General features: G+C 41.3%; 19 protein-coding genes. 6 read left to right on the top strand and 13 right to left on the bottom strand.

Annotated elements, in window-relative coordinates; all coding sequences use genetic code 11:
* Positions 1-57: 57 nt before the first annotated feature.
* A complete protein-coding gene (locus C5749_RS12840) occupies positions 58-465 on the bottom strand; it encodes an RNA-binding S4 domain-containing protein (RefSeq protein WP_105726567.1) in 408 nt (135 codons plus the stop codon).
* Positions 466-581: 116 nt separating this feature from the next.
* Between C5749_RS12840 and C5749_RS12835 the strand changes: the two genes are divergently transcribed.
* From C5749_RS12835 to brnQ, 4 genes are read left to right on the top strand one after another with little or no spacing between them, the layout of a single operon-like run.
* Positions 582-1403 carry a 2,3,4,5-tetrahydropyridine-2,6-dicarboxylate N-succinyltransferase gene (locus C5749_RS12835; protein ID WP_105726566.1) on the top strand — a complete coding sequence of 274 codons (822 nt, stop codon included), beginning with the start codon at positions 582-584 and terminating at the stop codon, positions 1401-1403.
* Positions 1403-1984 carry an L-threonylcarbamoyladenylate synthase gene (locus C5749_RS12830; protein WP_105726565.1) on the top strand — a complete coding sequence of 194 codons (582 nt, stop codon included), beginning with the start codon at positions 1403-1405 and terminating at the stop codon, positions 1982-1984. The genes C5749_RS12835 and C5749_RS12830 overlap by 1 nt, the downstream gene beginning before the upstream one ends.
* Positions 1981-2805: a dihydropteroate synthase gene (folP, locus tag C5749_RS12825; protein ID WP_105726564.1), complete on the top strand. Its 825-nt coding sequence runs from the start codon at positions 1981-1983 to the stop codon at positions 2803-2805. The genes C5749_RS12830 and folP overlap by 4 nt, the downstream gene beginning before the upstream one ends.
* An 18-nt stretch (positions 2806-2823) precedes the next feature.
* Positions 2824-4131 carry a branched-chain amino acid transport system II carrier protein gene (gene brnQ / locus C5749_RS12820; RefSeq protein WP_105726563.1) on the top strand — a complete coding sequence of 436 codons (1308 nt, stop codon included), beginning with the start codon at positions 2824-2826 and terminating at the stop codon, positions 4129-4131.
* Here brnQ and metG read toward each other — a convergent pair.
* Positions 4106-6175, bottom strand: coding sequence for a methionine--tRNA ligase (gene metG, locus C5749_RS12815; RefSeq protein WP_105727043.1), 2070 nt, complete (start codon positions 6173-6175; stop codon positions 4106-4108). The genes brnQ and metG overlap by 26 nt on opposite strands.
* A 102-nt stretch (positions 6176-6277) precedes the next feature.
* Here metG and C5749_RS12810 point away from each other — a divergent pair, with 102 nt between their 5' ends.
* Together C5749_RS12810 and pckA are read left to right on the top strand one after the other, a co-directional pair.
* The gene (locus C5749_RS12810; RefSeq protein ID WP_105726562.1) at positions 6278-7177 is read left to right on the top strand and encodes a S66 peptidase family protein; all 900 of its coding nucleotides are present in this window, start codon (positions 6278-6280) and stop codon (positions 7175-7177) included.
* Between the two features lie 283 nt (positions 7178-7460).
* A complete protein-coding gene (gene pckA, locus C5749_RS12805; protein WP_245893772.1) occupies positions 7461-9041 on the top strand; it encodes a phosphoenolpyruvate carboxykinase (ATP) in 1581 nt (526 codons plus the stop codon).
* Positions 9042-9097: 56 nt separating this feature from the next.
* Here pckA and C5749_RS12800 read toward each other — a convergent pair whose 3' ends face one another.
* From C5749_RS12800 to C5749_RS12750, 11 genes are all read right to left on the bottom strand, one after another.
* Positions 9098-9562, bottom strand: a complete 465-nt coding sequence (locus C5749_RS12800; RefSeq protein ID WP_105726560.1) for an ABC transporter ATPase — start codon at positions 9560-9562, stop codon at positions 9098-9100.
* Between the two features lie 17 nt (positions 9563-9579).
* Positions 9580-10116, bottom strand: a complete 537-nt coding sequence (locus C5749_RS12795) for a DUF420 domain-containing protein (RefSeq protein WP_105726559.1) — start codon at positions 10114-10116, stop codon at positions 9580-9582.
* Between the two features lie 6 nt (positions 10117-10122).
* On the bottom strand, positions 10123-10785 hold the full coding sequence (locus C5749_RS12790; protein WP_245893770.1) for an SCO family protein: 663 nt from the start codon (positions 10783-10785) through the stop codon (positions 10123-10125).
* 80 nt (positions 10786-10865) lie between these two features.
* Positions 10866-11246 carry a cytochrome C oxidase subunit IV family protein gene (locus tag C5749_RS12785; protein ID WP_105726557.1) on the bottom strand — a complete coding sequence of 127 codons (381 nt, stop codon included), beginning with the start codon at positions 11244-11246 and terminating at the stop codon, positions 10866-10868.
* Between the two features lie 31 nt (positions 11247-11277).
* Positions 11278-12015 (bottom strand): cytochrome c oxidase subunit 3, encoded by a 738-nt coding sequence (locus C5749_RS12780; RefSeq protein WP_105726556.1) that lies wholly within the window; start codon positions 12013-12015, stop codon positions 11278-11280.
* A 9-nt stretch (positions 12016-12024) separates the two neighbouring features.
* Positions 12025-12612, bottom strand: coding sequence for a cytochrome c oxidase subunit 3 (locus C5749_RS12775; protein ID WP_105726555.1), 588 nt, complete (start codon positions 12610-12612; stop codon positions 12025-12027).
* Entirely contained in the window at positions 12613-13521 is a 909-nt protein-coding gene (gene cyoE / locus C5749_RS12770; protein WP_105726554.1) for a heme o synthase, read from the bottom strand.
* A gap of 72 nt (positions 13522-13593) precedes the next feature.
* Positions 13594-14637, bottom strand: coding sequence for a COX15/CtaA family protein (locus C5749_RS12765; protein WP_105726553.1), 1044 nt, complete (start codon positions 14635-14637; stop codon positions 13594-13596).
* Between the two features lie 32 nt (positions 14638-14669).
* A complete protein-coding gene (locus tag C5749_RS12760; protein ID WP_181151409.1) occupies positions 14670-16553 on the bottom strand; it encodes a cytochrome c oxidase subunit I in 1884 nt (627 codons plus the stop codon).
* A 56-nt stretch (positions 16554-16609) separates the two neighbouring features.
* Positions 16610-17947 carry a cytochrome c oxidase subunit II gene (locus C5749_RS12755; protein WP_245893769.1) on the bottom strand — a complete coding sequence of 446 codons (1338 nt, stop codon included), beginning with the start codon at positions 17945-17947 and terminating at the stop codon, positions 16610-16612.
* 45 nt (positions 17948-17992) lie between these two features.
* On the bottom strand, positions 17993-19228 hold the full coding sequence (locus C5749_RS12750) for a quinol:cytochrome C oxidoreductase (RefSeq protein ID WP_105726552.1): 1236 nt from the start codon (positions 19226-19228) through the stop codon (positions 17993-17995).
* Between the last annotated feature and the right edge of the window lie 16 nt (positions 19229-19244).

Below are 19244 nucleotides of genomic sequence, written 5' to 3'. Positions count from 1 at the left end.
TGCTGTAAAGATAGTCTTTTTTAAAAAGGGATGATATTGGTTAACAACTTGTTAACATTAACCCTCGGTATCTTCCCACCAGTCCGACTTCAAATCATCAATTTCGCGACGGTCTCTCTTGGTGGGTCGTCCTGTACCCCTGTCGCGTTTTAAAACCGGCGCATGGAACGTGGATTTAAACGCATAGGTATCCTCCACTGGCGTCTGGTCTTCATAAAACTGAACAGCTGTTTTAGCATCTACCCGTCTTTCCAATAACCCGGTTACTTGAATCACTTTGCGTTCGATACCTTTTTGAACAGCATAAATCTCCCCTACTTTCACCATATAGGAGGGTTTTACATTCTGTCCATTGAGTTTCACACGCCCCGCTTTACATGCCTCGGTAGCTAGGCTTCTCGTCTTGAATATACGAATCGCCCATAGATATTTATCGATTCGTAGTTTTTCCGTTTCTGCTGCCATTTAGCAAAAGTAAGATTTTTCGAGCAAGGTTTAATAATTTGCTATTCGGTGTTCGGGAATCAAAGCATTTTATATAAGTTTGTATTCAACCTTTCATTTTATAACATTATAATTAAATGGATTTACACAAATTGCAAAAATTAATTGAGGACGCTTGGGAAAACAGGCAATTATTAGAATATAAAGAACATTATGAAGCTGTCAAAGTCGTGATTGACAAGCTTGACAAAGGAGAAATACGCGTGGCTGAACCCATTGGAAGCCGCTGGCATGTAAATGATTGGATCAAAAAAGCCGTTATTCTTTACTTCCCTATTCAGGAAATGAAAGAAATAAGCAACAAACCTTTCGTTTACCATGATAAAATGGAACTAAAAACCAACTACAAAGCACTTGGCGTGCGTGTTGTCCCTGGAGCAAGTGCACGTTACGGCGCGTATTTATCAAAAGGTGTTATTATGATGCCTTCTTATGTCAACATCGGTGCATATGTAGATGAAGGAACAATGGTCGATACCTGGGCTACCGTTGGCTCTTGTGCCCAAATTGGTAAAAACGTCCATTTAAGTGGTGGCGTAGGTATTGGCGGTGTTCTCGAACCCATCCAAGCAGCACCTGTCATCATTGAGGACAATGTGTTTGTAGGTTCCCGGGCAATTGTCGTCGAAGGTGTACATGTGGAAACGGAGGCTGTTTTAGGTGCAAACGTCGTATTGACAGCATCTACAAAAATCATTGACGTATCCGGTCCCGAGCCAGTGGAATACAAAGGTCACGTTCCGGCACGTTCTGTGGTTATACCGGGTTCTTACACCAAGAAGTTTGCCGCTGGCGAATACCAAGTACCCTGTGCGTTAATTATCGGCCAACGTAAAGAATCGACAGACAAAAAAACTTCTTTGAATGACGCACTACGCGATCATAACGTCGCTGTTTGATGGGATACGATGCGGTACATAAAGAAGATTTAAACAAAGCCCTTGAAACGTTGAAAAACGGAGGGCTTATTCTTTATCCTACGGATACGATTTGGGGCATAGGATGCGATGCCGCAAACGCAGAAGCCGTAGAAAAAGTCTTTGCGTTGAAAGGGCGCGAGCAGCACAAAAGCTTAATTATACTGCTACACAGCGACAATCAACTTGCTAGTTATGTAAATGACATACCGGAGGTGGCTTACGAATTGATCGAATATGCCGAAAAGCCGCTGACAATTGTGTATTCGAACGCAAAAAACCTAGCTCCAAATGTTGTTGCTCCTGATGGCAGTATTGGTATCCGCATTGTACAACATCCTTTCTGCGAGCAATTATTGAAACGATTTCGTAAACCTATCGTGTCTACATCTGCAAATATCAGCGGAGAGATTTCTCCTACTTGTTTTGAAGAAATTTCCGAGCAGATCAAGACGGGAGTGGATTATATCGTAGCTTACGGTCAGGATGAAAAAGGGGACGGCAAATCCTCTACTGTAATGAAGCTAGACCCTAGCGGTAAATTCGAATTCTTACGGAAATGACAGCTACACAATCTATTAACGTCAACGGTCGGTTGATAACATTTGAGAAACCGCTCATTATGGGGATTCTAAATGTAACGCCCGACTCGTTTTACGATGGTGGAAGACATAACAGCGTGGAACAAGCTCTAGTAAAAGCAGAGCAACTTATTATAGCGGGAGCAGATATAATCGATATTGGGGCTTACTCCTCCCGGCCGGGAGCATCTCCTGTTTCTTCGCAGGAGGAATTAGATAGAGTCGCACCCGTTATTCGCGAATTATCTAATAGACAGCCTAATATTATACTATCCATTGACACTTTTCGCGCGGACGTTGCGGAAGCTTGTATAGCCGCCGGCGCACATATGATCAATGATATTTCAGGCGGTACGCTTGATAAAGACATGTTTGCTACAGTAGCCCGGTTACAGGTTCCGTACATTTTGATGCACATGCGCGGCACACCGCAAACGATGCAAACGTTAACGGATTACGACGATGTAGTAGAAGATGTGGCAACAGCGTTGGGAGAAAAGATTGCAACATTGCGTGCTTTAGGCGTCAAAGATATTATTCTTGATCCCGGCTTTGGATTCGCAAAAACCGTGGAACAAAACCATGAACTACTACATCGTGTAGACGAACTGCACTACTTTGGGCTTCCGCTATTAGGAGGCGTATCACGCAAGTCGATGATATATAAAAAGCTTAACGTCACCGCAGAGGAGGCATTAGTAGGTACGATCGCGTTAAACACCATATTGCTTACAAAAGGTGTCCAATTACTTCGTGTACATGACGTAATTGAAGCGAAGCAGCTAATTGAATTATTGTTTTAGACATTACCAGATTTTATTTTGAGAAAGATACGAGATATTACTACCATAGGTTTTGCTTTATTTGCCATGTTTTTTGGAGCGGGGAACTTACTATTGCCTCCTTATATTGGCCTACAAATAGGTAATCACGTTTGGGTGACTATCTTAGCATTTGGACTCACCGGCATCTTCCTCCCTTTTCTCGGTATCTTATCTGTCACCAATTCCGGCAATGATTTCAACGATTTAGGCCATCGTATTAACAAGAACCTCACGGCTATCTTAGGGGCGGTTATCATGATCTGTATCGGACCATTGATCGCCACACCACGAACCGCCGCGACCACGTATGAAGTGGGAGTCCTACCTTTCTTTCCAGAAAGCAATCCCATTTGGACCTCCCTTATTTTCTTCTGTATCGTTTGGCTTTTGGCGATTATTCCTTCCAAAGTCGTAGATATCGTCGGAAGCGTTTTAACACCTATTCTATTGGTTATCCTGACTGTATTGGTCTTATTAGGACTTACAAACCCGCTGGCACCTCTCGAAGAAACCGCGTTATCCGGCTCGACTTCTTTTACGCTTGGTTTTGTTGAAGGTTACCAAACCCTCGATGTACTCGCGTCGGTGATTTTCGCCGGAATCATTATCTCGGCAACCCGCGCCAAAGGCTACAATAGCGTGGCAGAGAAAAATAAAATCGTTATTGCCGCAGGTGTACTCGCAGCTATTTGTCTATTTTCTATCTATGGCGGACTCATTTACCTCGGTGCAACTTCAGGAATAGAAAATAACGATATCAGCAGATCGGCCTTGCTCTTACACATTGCAAACAGTCACCTAGGTCAGTATGGTACCGTCGCCATTGCCATCAGTATTGGACTGGCTTGTCTCACGACAGCTATCGCATTAACTACGGGTGTTGGAATCTTTTTCACCAAATTAACAAACGGAAAGCTGAGCTACAAGCTATTGGTCACTTTGACGTGCATTATCGCAGGAATTTTATCCGTTACTGGTGTAGACAATATTATCCAGTTTGCTTATCCCCCACTAGCTTTCGTCTACCCCATTGTCATCACGCTGGTCTTATATATTGTTATATTTGGGCGGTTCGTCAAATCTAAACTACCGTATGCGCTAGCATTAATTGCTTCTACTATCATCGCGACGTTGAATGTCATGAAAATAGTAGACATCTTACATGCCGATATCTTGGCGTGGCTTACCTATATCCCCTTCTTTGCTTATGAGCTTGGCTGGGTAATGCCCTCGCTTGTCTTTTTTGTCGTTGGGGTTCTCATAGACTGGTTCAAAACCCCTACCGTACCGAACTCCCAGGCTTAACTGCGGATGTCGGGTTTACGAAGTCCAATCTGCCATCGGTATCTTCTACCATTAAAATCATCCCTTGGGATGTGATGCCTTTGATAACCCTTGGTTCAAGATTCACAAGAATCGACACCTGCTTACCAACAATATCTTCTGGTTTGAAGTACTCCGCGATTCCGGAAACTACTGTTCGCTGATCGATACCCGTATCGATTTTCAGCTTCAACAGTTTCTTCGTTTTAGCAACTTTTTCCGCTTCCAATACCGTGCCCACACGGATATCCATTTTTAAGAAGTCGTCATAGCTAATGTTCGCTTTTGCCGGTTGAGCTGGGGTTGCTACAGCCGTATTTTTGGCTTTCGCTTCCTGCAGTTTCTGCAACTGAAAATCCACTTCCTCGTCGGTAATCTTTTCGAACAGCAGCTGAGCCTCGCCGAGTATATGCGCTGTGGGAATAAGATCCGGTTGCCCAGCATGCGCCCAATTTTGTGATTCCAGCTTTAACATGGCGAATAACTTACGTGCTGTTTTCGGTAGAAACGGTTGCGCCAGTACGGCTAAATTTGCAACAATCTGCGCTGCCACATATAAAACGGTTTTCACGCGAGCAGGATTTTCCTTGTATACTTTCCATGGTTCTTCATCAGCTAGGTATTTATTACCCAAACGTGCTGCATTCATGAAGTGGCTCAATGCTTCTCGGAAACGGTATTGTTCGATCGACTGCGCGATGAGCTGGGGATAGGTCCCAAGCTCTTTCAACACGGCCTGATCTCCTTCTGTTAACGGTTCTTCCAACGAAACCTTTCCCTCAAAATACTTATGCGACAAAACCATGACCCGGTTCACAAAGTTACCTAAAATAGCAACTAGCTCATTATTTACCCGTGCTTGAAAGTCTTTCCAGGTGAACTCGCTATCGGATGTTTCTGGCAGAATCGATGTCAGCACATATCGCAACTCGTCTTGTTTTTCAGGGAATTCCGCCAAATATTCATGTAACCATACAGCATGGTTTCGCGAAGTAGATAACTTATCGCCTTCTAAGTTTAAAAATTCATTTGCAGGAACATTTTCGGGCAGTATATATTCACCATGCGCATGCAATATCGCGGGAAAAGTAATACAGTGAAACACAATATTATCCTTTCCGATAAAGTGAATCAAAGTAGAGTCATCTGACGCATCAGCTTGTTTCTTCCAATATTTTTCCCAATCTCGTCCGTTATCAATGGCCCATTGTTTCGTAGCTGAAATATATCCGATAGGTGCATCCAGCCAAACATATAACTTTTTTCCTTGTGCTTCGCTAAGTGGAACATCAACTCCCCAATCTAAATCGCGTGTCATCGAACGCGGCTGCAAACCCAATTTCAACCACGATTGGCATTGTCCAAAAACATTCGATTTTAGCACGTCCTTTTTTCCCTCAATCAGCCATTTTTCCAACCAAGGTTGATATTTATCCAACGGAAGGTACCAATGCTTCGTTTCCCTCAATACGGGAGGGTTGCCGCTTAATGTGGATTTAGGGTTTATGAGGTCTGTCGGATTTAGTGACGTGCCACATTTTTCACATTGATCGCCGTAAGCTCCTTCATTATGACAATGCGGACATGTACCTACAATATAGCGATCGGCTAAGAATTGCTGGAACTCCTCGTCAAAATACTGTTCAGAAAACTTTTCTATAAACTCGCCTTTTTCATATAGATTCATGAAAAACTCTTGCGACAGCTCGTGATGCACCTGCTCCGACGTACGATGGTATATATCGAATTCGATGCCAAACTCGATAAAGCTTTCCTTAATTTGTTGATTGTACTTATCAATAATTTCCCGAGGCGTTACCCCTTCTTTCTTTGCTTTTATAGTGATAGCCGCTCCATGCTCGTCCGAGCCGCAAACAAACACAACATCTTTATTATTCAGACGTAGAAAGCGAGCAAAAATATCGGCTGGAACATAAGCACCAGCTAAATGTCCGATATGTAAAGGGCCGTTGGCGTAAGGCAAAGCCGAAGTAATAGTAAAACGATTTTTAGTGAGAATACTCAACGTATAACGATTTTTAAGTTGACAATAGCATTGAAAAAAAACAAATACTTGTTTCTTTGACAAAGATAACTCAAATTGCGCGTATAATAATAAAGGTTTGATATGAAAACGCCAGAATTTCTTAAAGAAGGAGACAAAGTTGCTATCGTTTGCCCAGCGAGCTATATAAAAGGTAACATCGATATAGCGCTAAAAATCTTTAGTGATTGGGGACTTCAAGTAGAAGTTGGCACCAGTGTGACGACTAGGTTCCATCAGTTTGCGGGAACGGACGAGGTGCGAAGACAAGACTTACAAGCGGCGCTCGACGACCCAGAAATAAAGGCTGTTTTCGCCGCTCGTGGAGGATATGGTACCGTTCGGATTATAGATCAGCTAGACTTTAGGAAGTTCAAAAGGCATCCAAAGTGGATTGTTGGCTTCAGTGACATTACGGTGCTACACGCTCATCTCCATCATCAGATCGGCATATGTAGTATCCACGGTCAAATGCCAAAATCATTCGATGATAGTACCAAAGAAGCACTAACTTCGTTAAAGTGTGCGCTTTTTGGACACGATATGGATGTACGATATACCCAATATACATTTCCCAACCGCTCAGGAGAAGGTTCCGGCCAATTGATAGGAGGAAATCTCGCCATTCTCCACAGTATGCTAGCCTCTCCTTCTGACGGCCTCTATGATAATAAAATTCTTTTTATCGAGGACGTTGGCGAACAACACTATAATATCGACCGGATGTTATGGACCCTTAAAAGAGCAAATAAACTTGCAAGGCTAAACGGCTTAATTGTGGGAAGCTTTACGTCATTAAAAGACAGCCGCCCTTCCTTCGGACAACGGTTCGAAGAAATAATCATGGATAAAGTTGTCGAATATGATTTCCCCGTTTGCTTTGATTTTCCTGCTGGCCATATCGACAACAACCACAGTCTTATTTTTGGGAAAGAAATAACATTGAAAATAAATCAAGAAAGAACTTGGTTAAGGTACAGTTAAAAATAAGTTGGGCTCGTGCTAAAAAACAAACACAAACCACAAAAAAAACGAAGAAAATTTTATAATCAACCCTATAAAACAGATTTATATTTCGATTTTCACATTTATACATTTACATTAAATCGTTGATAACGCTAGGTCCTATTTCGCTGAAGTTCGCCTTTCAGTGCGCAAATGATAAAAATTAATCTATTTTGTTCATTTTTTCGCGAAAATTATCTCCTCTCTTTTTTCTCTAGATATTCTCCATACCTTAGTTCCGTAAAACTAAATAATGATTATTATGGTGATGGTAGACACCTCTTCTTCAAATGTTTATCTTAATCAAGATGCAAAAACCTTAGTCCAGCAGACGTTAGCGCGTGGACAAGGTAAACTTAATGACACAGGCGCATTATGTATTCAAACAGGAAAATTCACAGGTCGCTCACCCAAGGACCGTTTTATCGTCCGTGATGAGATAACCTCCGATACGGTTGACTGGGGCGGAATCAACATTCCTATCGCTACCGAAGTCTTTGACAAGCTTCTGCGTAAGATGAATACCTTTATTCGAGGCCGCGAAATTTGGATGCGTCACTGTTACGCAGGCGCAGATCCCTCCTATCGGCTCAGCGTCACCGTAATCAATACGACGCCTTGGGCAAATCTGTTCTGTCATCATCTTTTCTTGCGACCGTCAGAGAGCGAGTTGGACGACTACAAACCAGAATGGGTTGTCTTTCAAGTACCGGAATTTCTAGCAGACCCCGATACCGATGGCACACGACAAGAAAACTTTACGATTATTAATTTTGCCAAAAAAATGATCCTGATCGGCGGGTCCGCCTACACCGGTGAAATGAAGAAAGGTATATTTTCTGTGTTAAACTTCCTGCTACCGCACCAATACGGTGTACTTCCGATGCACTGCTCTGCAAATGAAGGTGAGCGGGACGACATTGCGTTATTTTTTGGTTTGAGCGGCACAGGCAAGACAACATTATCGGCCGATGCGAGCCGTAAATTAATCGGCGATGATGAACACGGTTGGACAGATCGCGCCGTATTTAATTTCGAAGGAGGCTGCTATGCCAAATGTATCGACCTAAGCCCCGATAAAGAGCCACAGATATATGCAGCGATAAAACATCCTGCACTCTTAGAAAATGTAAGCTTTAAAGATGGGACTTCCACTGTGGATTACAGCAATGCCGATCTTACCGAAAATACGCGGGCAGCATATCCTATTTATCATATAAAAAATGCCAAGAAACAAGCTATAGGAAACACGCCCAAGAACATCTTTTTTCTGACTTGTGATGCTTTCGGCGTCCTACCACCTATTTCAAAACTGACGCCTGCGCAAGCGATGTATCACTTTCTATCTGGATATACGGCTAAGGTTGCTGGGACCGAAGTCGGCATCCGCGAACCACAACCTACGTTTTCTGCATGCTTTGGAAAAGTTTTCCTGCCACTCCACCCAACGGTTTATGCGGAACTAATGGGCAAAAAATTAAAGGAAAATCCAGAAGTTAGGGTTTGGTTGGTTAACACAGGCTGGACGGGAGGAGCCTATCCAGAAGGCAAGAGAATCGGTTTACAGTATACCCGTGCAATGGTACAGGCAGCCATTCAGGAAGAATTTGCACATCAAACGTTTAGGCACCATCCGTATTTTGGTATCCTTATACCTGAAGCTTGCCCTGGTGTCCCTACGGAAATTCTTAATCCAAGAAATACATGGAAAGACAAGGCAGCATATGATCGGCAAGCCCAAAGTCTAGCCGAACTTTTTATTCAAAATTTCGATCAGTATAGCGCGGAAGCAAGTGAAGAAATCAAAAATGCCGCTCCGAAATTAATACAAGTAGCGCTGTAAAATCATTGGGGCAACCGTAACGGATTGCCCCAATAAAATAAAATCTGATGATCGTTCTATAAAAAAACCTTACCGTGCCAGCTATATTTCATCGGCACTTCCCATTTCATATCTAGTTCCTGCACCGAGGTTATCATATTATTGAAAACAACGACCCTGTCGTGATCAATCTCGTCCGTGGCCAACAATTCTCTGAAATTCTCCTGTGAAACCACTTGAATAGGTGCATTAGTCTCCCTGCGATAGGCAAGCTGCAACCGATCAAATAAAGAAATGCCGAGTTCTTGTTCTATCTTTTTCAGGAGATGAACTGACTTATCAATGGAGCATCCAGTAACCATCGCTTTTTCTTCATCCACCTTTAATATGATGAACAAACTATAACGGATCTCATAGGAACCGGCAAGTTGACTACCATGCGCAGTCCATTGCTGTACAAATTCTTCTAGGATTTGTTCGATCTTCTGCACCTCTTCGGCTTCGAAAAAACGGTTGCTTTGGTATATCCAAACTCTTTGCATAACTATTGTAAGTTAGATTAACTATAGTATGGCGAAATCATTAAATAGACGATTACACCTGTTACCGCCACGTATAACCACATAGGATAAGTAATACGTGCTAAACGCTTATGTCGCTCGTACGCGCCAGCAATACCACGTACAAAAGTAAAGAGCACAAAGGGAATAATAATCACCGACAAGACAATGTGGGTAATCAAAATAAAGAAGTATATGTAGCGTATAGTACCTTCGCCACCATAAGACGTAGATTCGGAGGTCATGTGATAGGCTACATACATAACTAGAAAAGCGGCTGAGCAAGCCATGCACGCTTTAATCAAGTTTTCATGCAATCTTTGATTACCTCGTTTAATAGCAGTTACGGCTACAACCAACAATATAGCCGTCAATCCGTTAATCGTCGCATAAATAGGCGGTAAAAAAGTCAACGGTTCAACATCGACCCCCATCCTCCGTAGGTTAACACCAAACAAAGCCGCCACCACCAAGGGGATTACGATAGACAGCGTCACAATCCACTTCTTATACTTTTTCTCTTCTGCTGTAATCATGCGTATTTATCTTATTTTTTCTATTTTTAGTGGTTTATTCCGAATTTCCTCCACCGCAAGCAATTTTATCTCGTCTTCCAAGCGATCTATTTCTCCTTTCAGACTGATATCGTAAAAACCTCGAATACGGCTTTTAGAGTCCAACAGCACTAACTGGTTGCTGATCAAAAAACGAGTCGAGTCAGCTGGATCAGGCATGGCATCGATTAATAATTGCTCCTGCGCATAACCAAAGATATCGACCGTAGGATTACTTACTAAGTTCCAATGCTTCACTTCCATATTCCTATATCGATCAACAAAGGACTCCAGATCAGCTCGGGTATCCGTACTGTCTACCGAAATAGAGAAGAACTTTACCATCGGATTTTCTTGGAAATGTGCTGCTAACATATCCACATGGTCAAGCATCAAACGTGAAAAAGCAGCATCTCGAGTGTAAAAGAGATGAGCGACACTAATACAAGTATCACCCGCAGGAAAAGCGATATTTGCACCAGCCGCGTCTTCAAAATAAATACGGTTTGCGGTATGAAAAATCGTATCTGCATATTCCCTACCCCAGTTACGCTTCATTTCTCCACTCAATTCCTTATCTCCGAAAACAGGTAGTGACGCATATTCATTAAAGCCAAATCTATTGACGGCTATATATAAAAATCCTGGCACAAGTAAGATTAATGCCAGGATAATTATTGTTGATCTATTTCTTTGAGTGCGCTTACTCATTCAGCCTTCTCCTCATTTAACTAGTTATTGGGAAATAATGGATGTTCCTGTAAATGATACAATAGATAATCACCCTCAATTAACATTAGTACGATAAAATATACGATGAAGATAAAGCCAATACTCACACATACGATAAAACCTGATTTTTCAAATTTTAAGTGCATGAAATAGGCGACAATATAATATGCTTTTAGCAACGTCAATGCGATATAGATAACATTGACAAACATTCCTTTTTGAAGCACACCCCAATGGTGTACAAAACCTAAGGCAATTAAAAATTCGAGTGCTGTTAAGGCCAAAAGTATAAAAAACACTTTCCAAATTCCCTTTTTATCCATGCCACCATGGTCATGGTGGTTGTGGGCAGCAGCTATATTTTCGTTATGATTAGACATATCCTTGTTAAATATTTAGTTTTTAAATCGATTAAATCAAATAGAAGAACGTAAACACGAATACCCATACCAAATCCACAAAGTGCCAATAAAGACCTACCTTTTCTACCATAAGGTACGTGCCTCTTCTTTCGAATGTGTTATTCAGCGTCATGCTCAAAATGATGATGTTCAGTAAAATTCCAATAGATACGTGGAATCCGTGAAAACCTGTAATCGTGAAAAAGAGATTAGAGAACTGTAAGGCTGCCGTATAGGATATATCCCTTGTAAAATAAGGCGCCAATGCTTCCGCTACCGCTTCGCCTTCTAAACCTGTGGCTGGATTCCTTCCAAACCAAAAACCCTGGTGATGTAAGTGCGTCCACTCAATAGCTTGACAACCAACAAAGGCCAAACCACCCAAAATCGTCCACAACATCCATTTCACAACCTCATCTTTTTTATTCCGATGTCCCGCGTCAACGGCTAATACCATGGTCACTGAAGACATAATCAAAATAAAGGTCATAATACCTACAAACACCAAAGGCTGTCCAGATTCAGCTATGCCAGGAATAGATTGGAACACTTTATCTGCGTCGATCCACGTCGGTTGGGCAAATTTTTGCGCACCATAGTAAATCAAAAATGCAGAAAACGTAAAGGCGTCCGACACCAAGAAAAACCACATCATGATTTTTCCATACTCCAAATTCCAAGGTGACTTGCCACCACTCCAAGGGCCGTCTTTTACCTTATCCAATTGCGATACAGTTGTTGTACTCATTTTTTACTATTATTGATTCAAAAGTAAGAAAACATAAATATAAATCCACAAAAGATCGAGAAAATGCCAAAAAATACCGGCTAAATTCATGCGGAATTGGTTCTCCGGAAATGGGATTGGCTTCATAGCTCCCCATAAACATCTTACCAACACGATCAAACCCGCAATAATATGTGCCAAATGCATCCCTGTAAACACATAAATAAATGATTGCGATGCATTATTATTTACAAAATAAATACCTCTATCCGCCAATACTGACCAAGCATCCGTTTGCAACACGAAAAACGCAATGCCTAATGCAATAGTGAGCAACAGATAAAGCTTTTGCTTACCTATTTGTTCACGTTTCGTTGCGCGATAAGCCAAATGTAGCGTCAAGCTACTTACCAAAATAACAATGGTACTATATATAAACGTGTCGGGTAGAATTGTCTTGATCCCCTTGTCTACACCACTAGCGGTATACACGATGAATCCACTGGATAATGCAGCGAACATCATAAACATACCAATCATACCCAGCCAAAGATTAAATTTCTTAGCTTTTCTTGACTGAATCAATTCTTCTGTTGTATAATCCTCCGTGTGCTCCATCTATTTTAAAGGAATAAAATCAAATAACAAAACCAACTGCGTCAACGGCAAATAAATGAATGAAGTAAACATCACTTTTCTTGCCGTAGCATCGGTCATTTCTTTTAGGTGCTTAAAACCATAATAAGCAAACAACAACCCGCCAAACAGCGACACAACTGTAAATACCCAACCACCGAAACCATAATATAAAGGCAATATACCTACCGGAATCATCAAAACTGCTGAGATAAAAATCATCCAAGCTGAAATTGTGTCTTTCTTTGTCGTCGGTAATAGCCTAAACCCAGCGCGTTTGTAATCTTCGTCTGCAACCCAAGCTATCGCCCAAAAATGCGGAAACTGCCAAAAAAACTGAATTAAAAACAATACCCAGGGTATAATGACAATCGCCGCTTCACTAACTGCCGCATATTCAAACCCAAATCCAGCGGATTTAAACGCAGCGTAATAACCAATCAACGGTGGTAATGCTCCAGGAAACGCGCCTACAAACACAGCAATAGGCGATTTTTGTTTTAATGGTGTATATACGAAGGCGTACAGGATAATAGCGAAAACCGATAGTAGACCTGCTAGGAAATTAAGTTCGACTAGTAATAAGGTTCCAAAAATTCCCATAAACAAACTTAACACCAATGCCTGTCCTGTAGTCATTCTACCCGCCGGTAATGGTCTATCTTCGGTCCGCTTCATCAACTTATCAAGATCTCGCTCAATAATTTCGTTAAAACCATTCGCTGAACCTGTAATTAAAAAGCCTCCGATCGTTAAAATCAACCAATTTACCCAAATAATGTCGCCCTGCTGCTTAGCCCCAATTAAAAATGCAATAGACGCTGAAAACACGACCGTAAGCGTCAGCCTAAGTTTAACTAATTTATTGAAATCGGAGATGAATTGCTTCATGAAAATTTTATCCTCTTCTAAAAAATGAACAAATATGCATTTAGACCACAAATGTCTGCAACTTTGCACATATTATCGTTTTAATTTTGTCATTAAAAGCATCAAATAATACAAGGCGCCAAAAAACAAGCTAGCAATAACCAAATGTGTTGTTTGCGCTATCGCCGGCACATTAAAACGAGCTAGAACAATCCCGGATATCATCTGAATTCCAACCAAGATTAGTACAATCCAAGCGTATTTACTTTGTAATGTCAATGAACTAAATTTATTTTTTACCAAAAAGAACAGCACTATGGTCGTTCCTAATGATATATAGGCCAAAGTACGATGTAAATCGTAAGACGGCCCTAATCGAGAAATCCATTCGTTACGAGTAACGCCCTGATCATTTAAATGATCAATAGTTTCTCTAACCCCGGTTCCATACACGACTTGTACCACCGTCAATAGCAACAGGAATATCGCTATCCCTTTCAGCAAATCGAAGCGATGATTAATCAAGATGCTTGTATTCCGCATGGTTGTAGCTAGATAAAACGTATATATACTTATTGCTACAATAACCAACGCCAAAAGCATGTGTACGGTAATAATCCAAGGCATCAAGTTCGTAGAGACCACGATGGAACCCAACCAAGCTTGAATAATTACCACAAAAACATTCAGAACGCTCCACCAAACAATAGATGGTTTACTTTTCGAGTAGGTAAACGAGAATACCGCAGAAAAAAGCAAACAAAAGCCAACAACGACACCAACCAATCGGTTAATATACTCTGTCCAGGTTTTCGCCGCATTAAACTCTTCGTGCTGCAGAACAGTTTCATCGTGGCGTATCTTATCCGCCATATCCGGATAACCAAAGAATTCAACTATTCTCGCAAAACGTTGATTTTTTTTTGCTCGACCTTCGATATATTGTTTCTCATACCCTTCCGGCAGCTGCGAAACATCTGTAGGTGGAATTATCCGATTAAAACATTTCGGCCAATCAGGACATCCCATCCCAGATCCTGTGCTCCTAACGATTCCCCCTGCTGTAATAACAAGGAACAAAACAAGAATTGTAATTCTATTTGCCCTAATGAACCGTTTCTCTGTAGCAGGATACATCACACACCTCTTCTCTCTTTTTGTAAGGCCTTCTATCCTTCTCCTTCCGTTACTTCTCTATTATTTGCTTTATTCCACTCTTCTTGAATACGAATAGCTTCTTCATTTCCTTCGAAATCATGGGGTAAATTTGAGCTCATTGTTTCAGAAAACGGAACAGTCTGCGGGATGAAATCCGTATCATGTCCTGGCTTACTATAATCGTAAGGCCAACGATAAACTGTAGGAATTTCGCCCGGCCAGTTTCCATGTATATGCTCTACCGGTGTAGTCCATTCCAACGTATTAGAATTCCAAGGGTTTTGTGTAGCTTTCTTACCTTTCCAAATCGAAGCGAAAAAGTTCCACAAAAACGCCACCTGTGCCAAACCAGCTACAATAGCTGCCCACGTAATCAACAAGTTCACGGAAATCCATTTATCCATAAAAGGAAATGCTGTAAAGGTATAATAACGACGGGGTACACCATCTATTCCCATAAAGTGCATTGGAAAGAACACCAGGTAAGCTCCAAGAAATGTGAGCCAGAAATGAAGATATCCTAATCTGGTATCCATCATACGCCCAAACATCTTTGGGTACCAATGATAGACACCGGCCAACATACCAAAAATAGATGCTGACCCCATTACTAAATGGAAGTGGGCTACCACAAAATAGGTGTCGTGTAAGTTAATATCCAAAGCTGCGTTCCCCAAATATAACCCTGTAAGACCACCCGACACAAAGAATGAAACCATTCCAATAGCGAACATCATTGCTGGAGTAAAGCGTATATTACCTCTCCACAGTGTGGCGATATAGTTAAAGGCCTTCACTGCAGACGGCACCGCTATAATTAATGTTGTAATCATAAATACGCCTCCTAAGAACGGATTCATGCCAGTTACAAACATGTGGTGCCCCCAAACGATAAACGACAATACCGTAATACCTACCAAAGAATACACCATCGCATGGTATCCAAAAATTGGTTTCCGTGAGTTTGTAGAGATAATTTCCGAAGTTAGCCCCAATGCGGGCATCACTACGATATATACCTCTGGGTGCCCTAAGAACCAGAATAAGTGCTGGAATAAGATCGGGGATCCGCCTTCATTGGGTAAAATCTCACCTTGAACCACTAAATCTGACAGATAGAAAGATGTACCTACCGAACGGTCAAAGAATAAAAGAACAACAGCTGACACCAATACAGGGAAGGACAACAAACCAACAATGGCTGTCAGGAAAAATGCCCATATTGTTAATGGCATTTTCCAAAGGTCCATCCCCTTTGTGCGCATATTCAATACCGTACTAATATAGTTTACACCACCCAATACCTGAGAAGCGATAAACAAGGTCATACTAATTAGCCACAATGTCATCCCTAGACCAGACCCAGGAATAGAAGTCGGCACGGATGATAAAGGCGGATAAATGGTCCATCCGGCAGAAGCAGGTCCACTTTCAACGAAGAAAGACGCTACCATAATAACACACGCCGTAAAGAAGAACCAATAAGATAACATATTCATTAATGGCGACGCCATATCGCGTGCGCCCAATTGATATGGAATCAATAGGTTACTGAATGTACCTGACAAACCAGCTGTCAATACAAAGAATACCATCATAGTACCGTGAATGGTCACCAATGATAGGAAAAATTCAGGTTTCATCCGTCCGCCTTCGGCCCATTTGCCTAAAAAGACTTCTAAAATTGGAAAATCTGTATCCGGCCAAGCTAATTGGATACGGAATAAGATAGAAAGCACCATAGCGAAGACTGCCATCACAATACCTGTGATCAAAAATTGTTTCGCAATCATCTTGTGATCTTGACTGAAGATATACTTCGTTAAGAAGGTCTCCTGATGATGATCATGTGCGTCATGATGCGCTGCGCCGTGCGATATAACTGTACTTGACATATTCGTTTAAAATTTCTCTATTTATTTTTTCTTCAATGGCCGAAGAGCGCTCAATATTAATTTAATGAAGCTGTAGTAAGTTCTTTCGAAACCTCAGCATTTGCCGCAGCAAATTCCTTCTGCAAATCTTCCGTAAAATACTTGTTCTGCGTACTCAACCACTCTTTATACTCTTCCTCCGTAACTACTATAACTTTCTTTTGCATGTTGTAGTGGCCTGATCCACATATCTTATTACAAAGCATAATAAAATCATACTTCGGATCGTCCATTTTTTCACGCATATCTTCCGTAGTCATCGTCGGAGTAAACTGGAAGTAGTTGGTCATCCCCGGAACCGCATTTATTTGCACGCGGAAATCAGGAATATAAAACGAGTGAATTATATCTTTTGAAATAATATGGAAACGCACTGATTTATTTACGGGGATGACAATGTCTGATGCTTGGATATCATCCCATGCATGCTTATCGTTGAAATCAATACCGTACGAGTTCATAGGCGTAGTCAACTTATAGTTACGCTTGCCTATTACACCATCAGCACCTGGATAACGAACTTGCCATTGGAATTGTTCCCCTAAAACCTCCACCTGAATCGCAGACTTCTGTAATTCTTCCGGAACGTTAGTAATCGATCTCCAAGTAAAGAAACCAAACAAAACCAAGACCGTCAATACAATAGCGGGTACAATTGTCCAAATCTTTTCTATTGTATCGTTATGTGGATAATAATAGGCTTTCGTTCCCTTACGCATTCTGTATATATAAGGGAAAGTAAACAACAAGATATGCACCAATACAAGCACAACCGTAATAATCACCGTAGTGACAATAAACATCGTATCTATACGCTCGCCATGTTCGGTAACTGCCGAACGCCAAGCCCAGTCGCCCCATACCACATATCCGTAGTACACAAACCCTAGAAAAGCAACTAGGAATATTACCAACAGGATCGATTGAAAAGTGTTGTTCGCAAACGGATTATATCTTCCATTCATTTTACGAGTCAGCTCATAAATGGATAATACCTTACCAACAACTGCCACAACCGTACATAAAATCAAGAATAAAAGGATGTAGTACGTCATGTTTTTATAAACCTGTGGGTCTATTTGAGGTCCCTCATCAAGTACCGAAGCCGATGACGATGATGATGATGATGATTTTGATGTTGTCGTCGCGGCGGTGGCCTCTCCTCCTTCTGCTGTCGCCGCTGTTGCAGCTGTATCAGCCTGTCCCTCTTCAACTGTATCACTAGCAGCTGAGACAGCAGTATCTTGGGCTAATGAATCTTGCTGAAATGCAAAACTTGGTGTAGAGAACAACAATCCTACAGCTAGTAAGCATCCCAACACGGCTCTGAATCTGTTATTAATTTTAAATTTCATTTCTTATTAAAACGTTTAAACGTATTACTATGCAATGACTAGAAACTATATCTGATGATGTAAACTTTCTTCCAAGAATGGATGATTCTTTGGCGCTAACGCATGCTTACTTAATTTACTCATCACGAGAAATGTAAACAAACCAACAAAACCGATAGCTGTTCCAATTTCAATAAATCCAAATCCACGATGATTCTCAACGGTTCCTGGCATAATCATGATATAGTAATCTAACCAGTGTCCACACAACAATAAGATGGCCACAAATAACATCATTCCCTCCCTACGCTTCACATCACGATCCATCAAAAGCAACAATGGCGCTAAAAAGTTAATAATAACATTCAACCAGAACCAAGGCTTGTACTCCGGTTCCCATCTCTTGTAAAAATATACGGTCTCCTCTGGGATGTTCGAATACCATATCAGCATAAACTGGGCGAACCAAACATATGTCCAAAAAATGGAGAAACCAAATAACAACTTACCTAAATCATGCAAATGATTTTCATTTACCCACGCTAAGTAACCAGCCTTTCTTACCAATACTAAAATAATAATAATCGCAGCCAATCCACTAACCCACATGGCGGCGAAATTATACCAGCCAAACATGGTAGAGAACCAGTGCGCTTCTAAGGACATCACCGTATCGAAAGACCAAATAGGCGTTGTAAAGCCAAAAATAACCAAGAAAATAGCAGATAGTTTAAAACTTTTCTTATACGAGTTCAAACCACCCTCTAAATCCTCCTTGTAAGACAACTTAGCCAAGATAAAAGCAAAGATGCTATATGACCCCATGAACAAAATCTGACGGATCAAAAACCCAGGAACATTCAAAAATGCCTGTTTACCGGCCACCAATGCGTCATAGTTTGGACTATTTTCGTCCATTAATCCATCAGCATGCCAATGGTGATATAAATTATGTGTAAACAATCCTAAACCTACAATAACGAACAAAATGATTGCTGCTATTGGCAGTACACTAGCCATTGCCTGTGGAATACGGATTAAACCAGCTGACCAGCCCGATTGCGTAACAAATTGCAACGCTAAGAAAAATGCTCCCGCGGCACATACACAAGTGAAATAATAACCCATCAATAATAGGTTAGCGTATGTACGTTCAACCATAATATGGTCACTTGATAGAAGGCCGAAAGCAACAGCTACAACCCCTACAGCAATTCCAACCAAGCTGAGTATCTTAGCGATACCAGCGAATTGAAATCTTTCGCCGAAATTATAATCGTGATGATGATTGTGAGTTCCCATTTACTATATTGATGTT

This window comes from Sphingobacterium gobiense (assembly GCF_002980575.1).
Lineage (GTDB): Bacteria > Bacteroidota > Bacteroidia > Sphingobacteriales > Sphingobacteriaceae > Sphingobacterium > Sphingobacterium gobiense.
Note: the sequence above shows the minus strand (reverse complement) of the source record. Positions and strands in the feature narration are given on the sequence as shown.

Coding starts and splice junctions, on each gene's coding strand:
- C5749_RS12840 (WP_105726567.1), bottom strand. CDS start 465: ATGGCAGCAGAAACGGAAAAACTACGAATCGATAAATATCTATGGGCG.
- C5749_RS12835 (WP_105726566.1), top strand. CDS start 582: ATGGATTTACACAAATTGCAAAAATTAATTGAGGACGCTTGGGAAAAC.
- C5749_RS12830 (WP_105726565.1), top strand. CDS start 1,403: ATGGGATACGATGCGGTACATAAAGAAGATTTAAACAAAGCCCTTGAA.
- folP (WP_105726564.1), top strand. CDS start 1,981: ATGACAGCTACACAATCTATTAACGTCAACGGTCGGTTGATAACATTT.
- C5749_RS12810 (WP_105726562.1), top strand. CDS start 6,278: ATGAAAACGCCAGAATTTCTTAAAGAAGGAGACAAAGTTGCTATCGTT.
- pckA (WP_245893772.1), top strand. CDS start 7,461: ATGGTGATGGTAGACACCTCTTCTTCAAATGTTTATCTTAATCAAGAT.
- C5749_RS12800 (WP_105726560.1), bottom strand. CDS start 9,562: ATGCAAAGAGTTTGGATATACCAAAGCAACCGTTTTTTCGAAGCCGAA.
- C5749_RS12795 (WP_105726559.1), bottom strand. CDS start 10,116: ATGATTACAGCAGAAGAGAAAAAGTATAAGAAGTGGATTGTGACGCTG.
- C5749_RS12785 (WP_105726557.1), bottom strand. CDS start 11,246: ATGTCTAATCATAACGAAAATATAGCTGCTGCCCACAACCACCATGAC.
- C5749_RS12780 (WP_105726556.1), bottom strand. CDS start 12,015: ATGAGTACAACAACTGTATCGCAATTGGATAAGGTAAAAGACGGCCCT.
- C5749_RS12775 (WP_105726555.1), bottom strand. CDS start 12,612: ATGGAGCACACGGAGGATTATACAACAGAAGAATTGATTCAGTCAAGA.
- cyoE (WP_105726554.1), bottom strand. CDS start 13,521: ATGAAGCAATTCATCTCCGATTTCAATAAATTAGTTAAACTTAGGCTG.
- C5749_RS12765 (WP_105726553.1), bottom strand. CDS start 14,637: ATGTATCCTGCTACAGAGAAACGGTTCATTAGGGCAAATAGAATTACA.
- C5749_RS12760 (WP_181151409.1), bottom strand. CDS start 16,553: ATGTCAAGTACAGTTATATCGCACGGCGCAGCGCATCATGACGCACAT.
- C5749_RS12755 (WP_245893769.1), bottom strand. CDS start 17,947: ATGAAATTTAAAATTAATAACAGATTCAGAGCCGTGTTGGGATGCTTA.
- C5749_RS12750 (WP_105726552.1), bottom strand. CDS start 19,228: ATGGGAACTCACAATCATCATCACGATTATAATTTCGGCGAAAGATTT.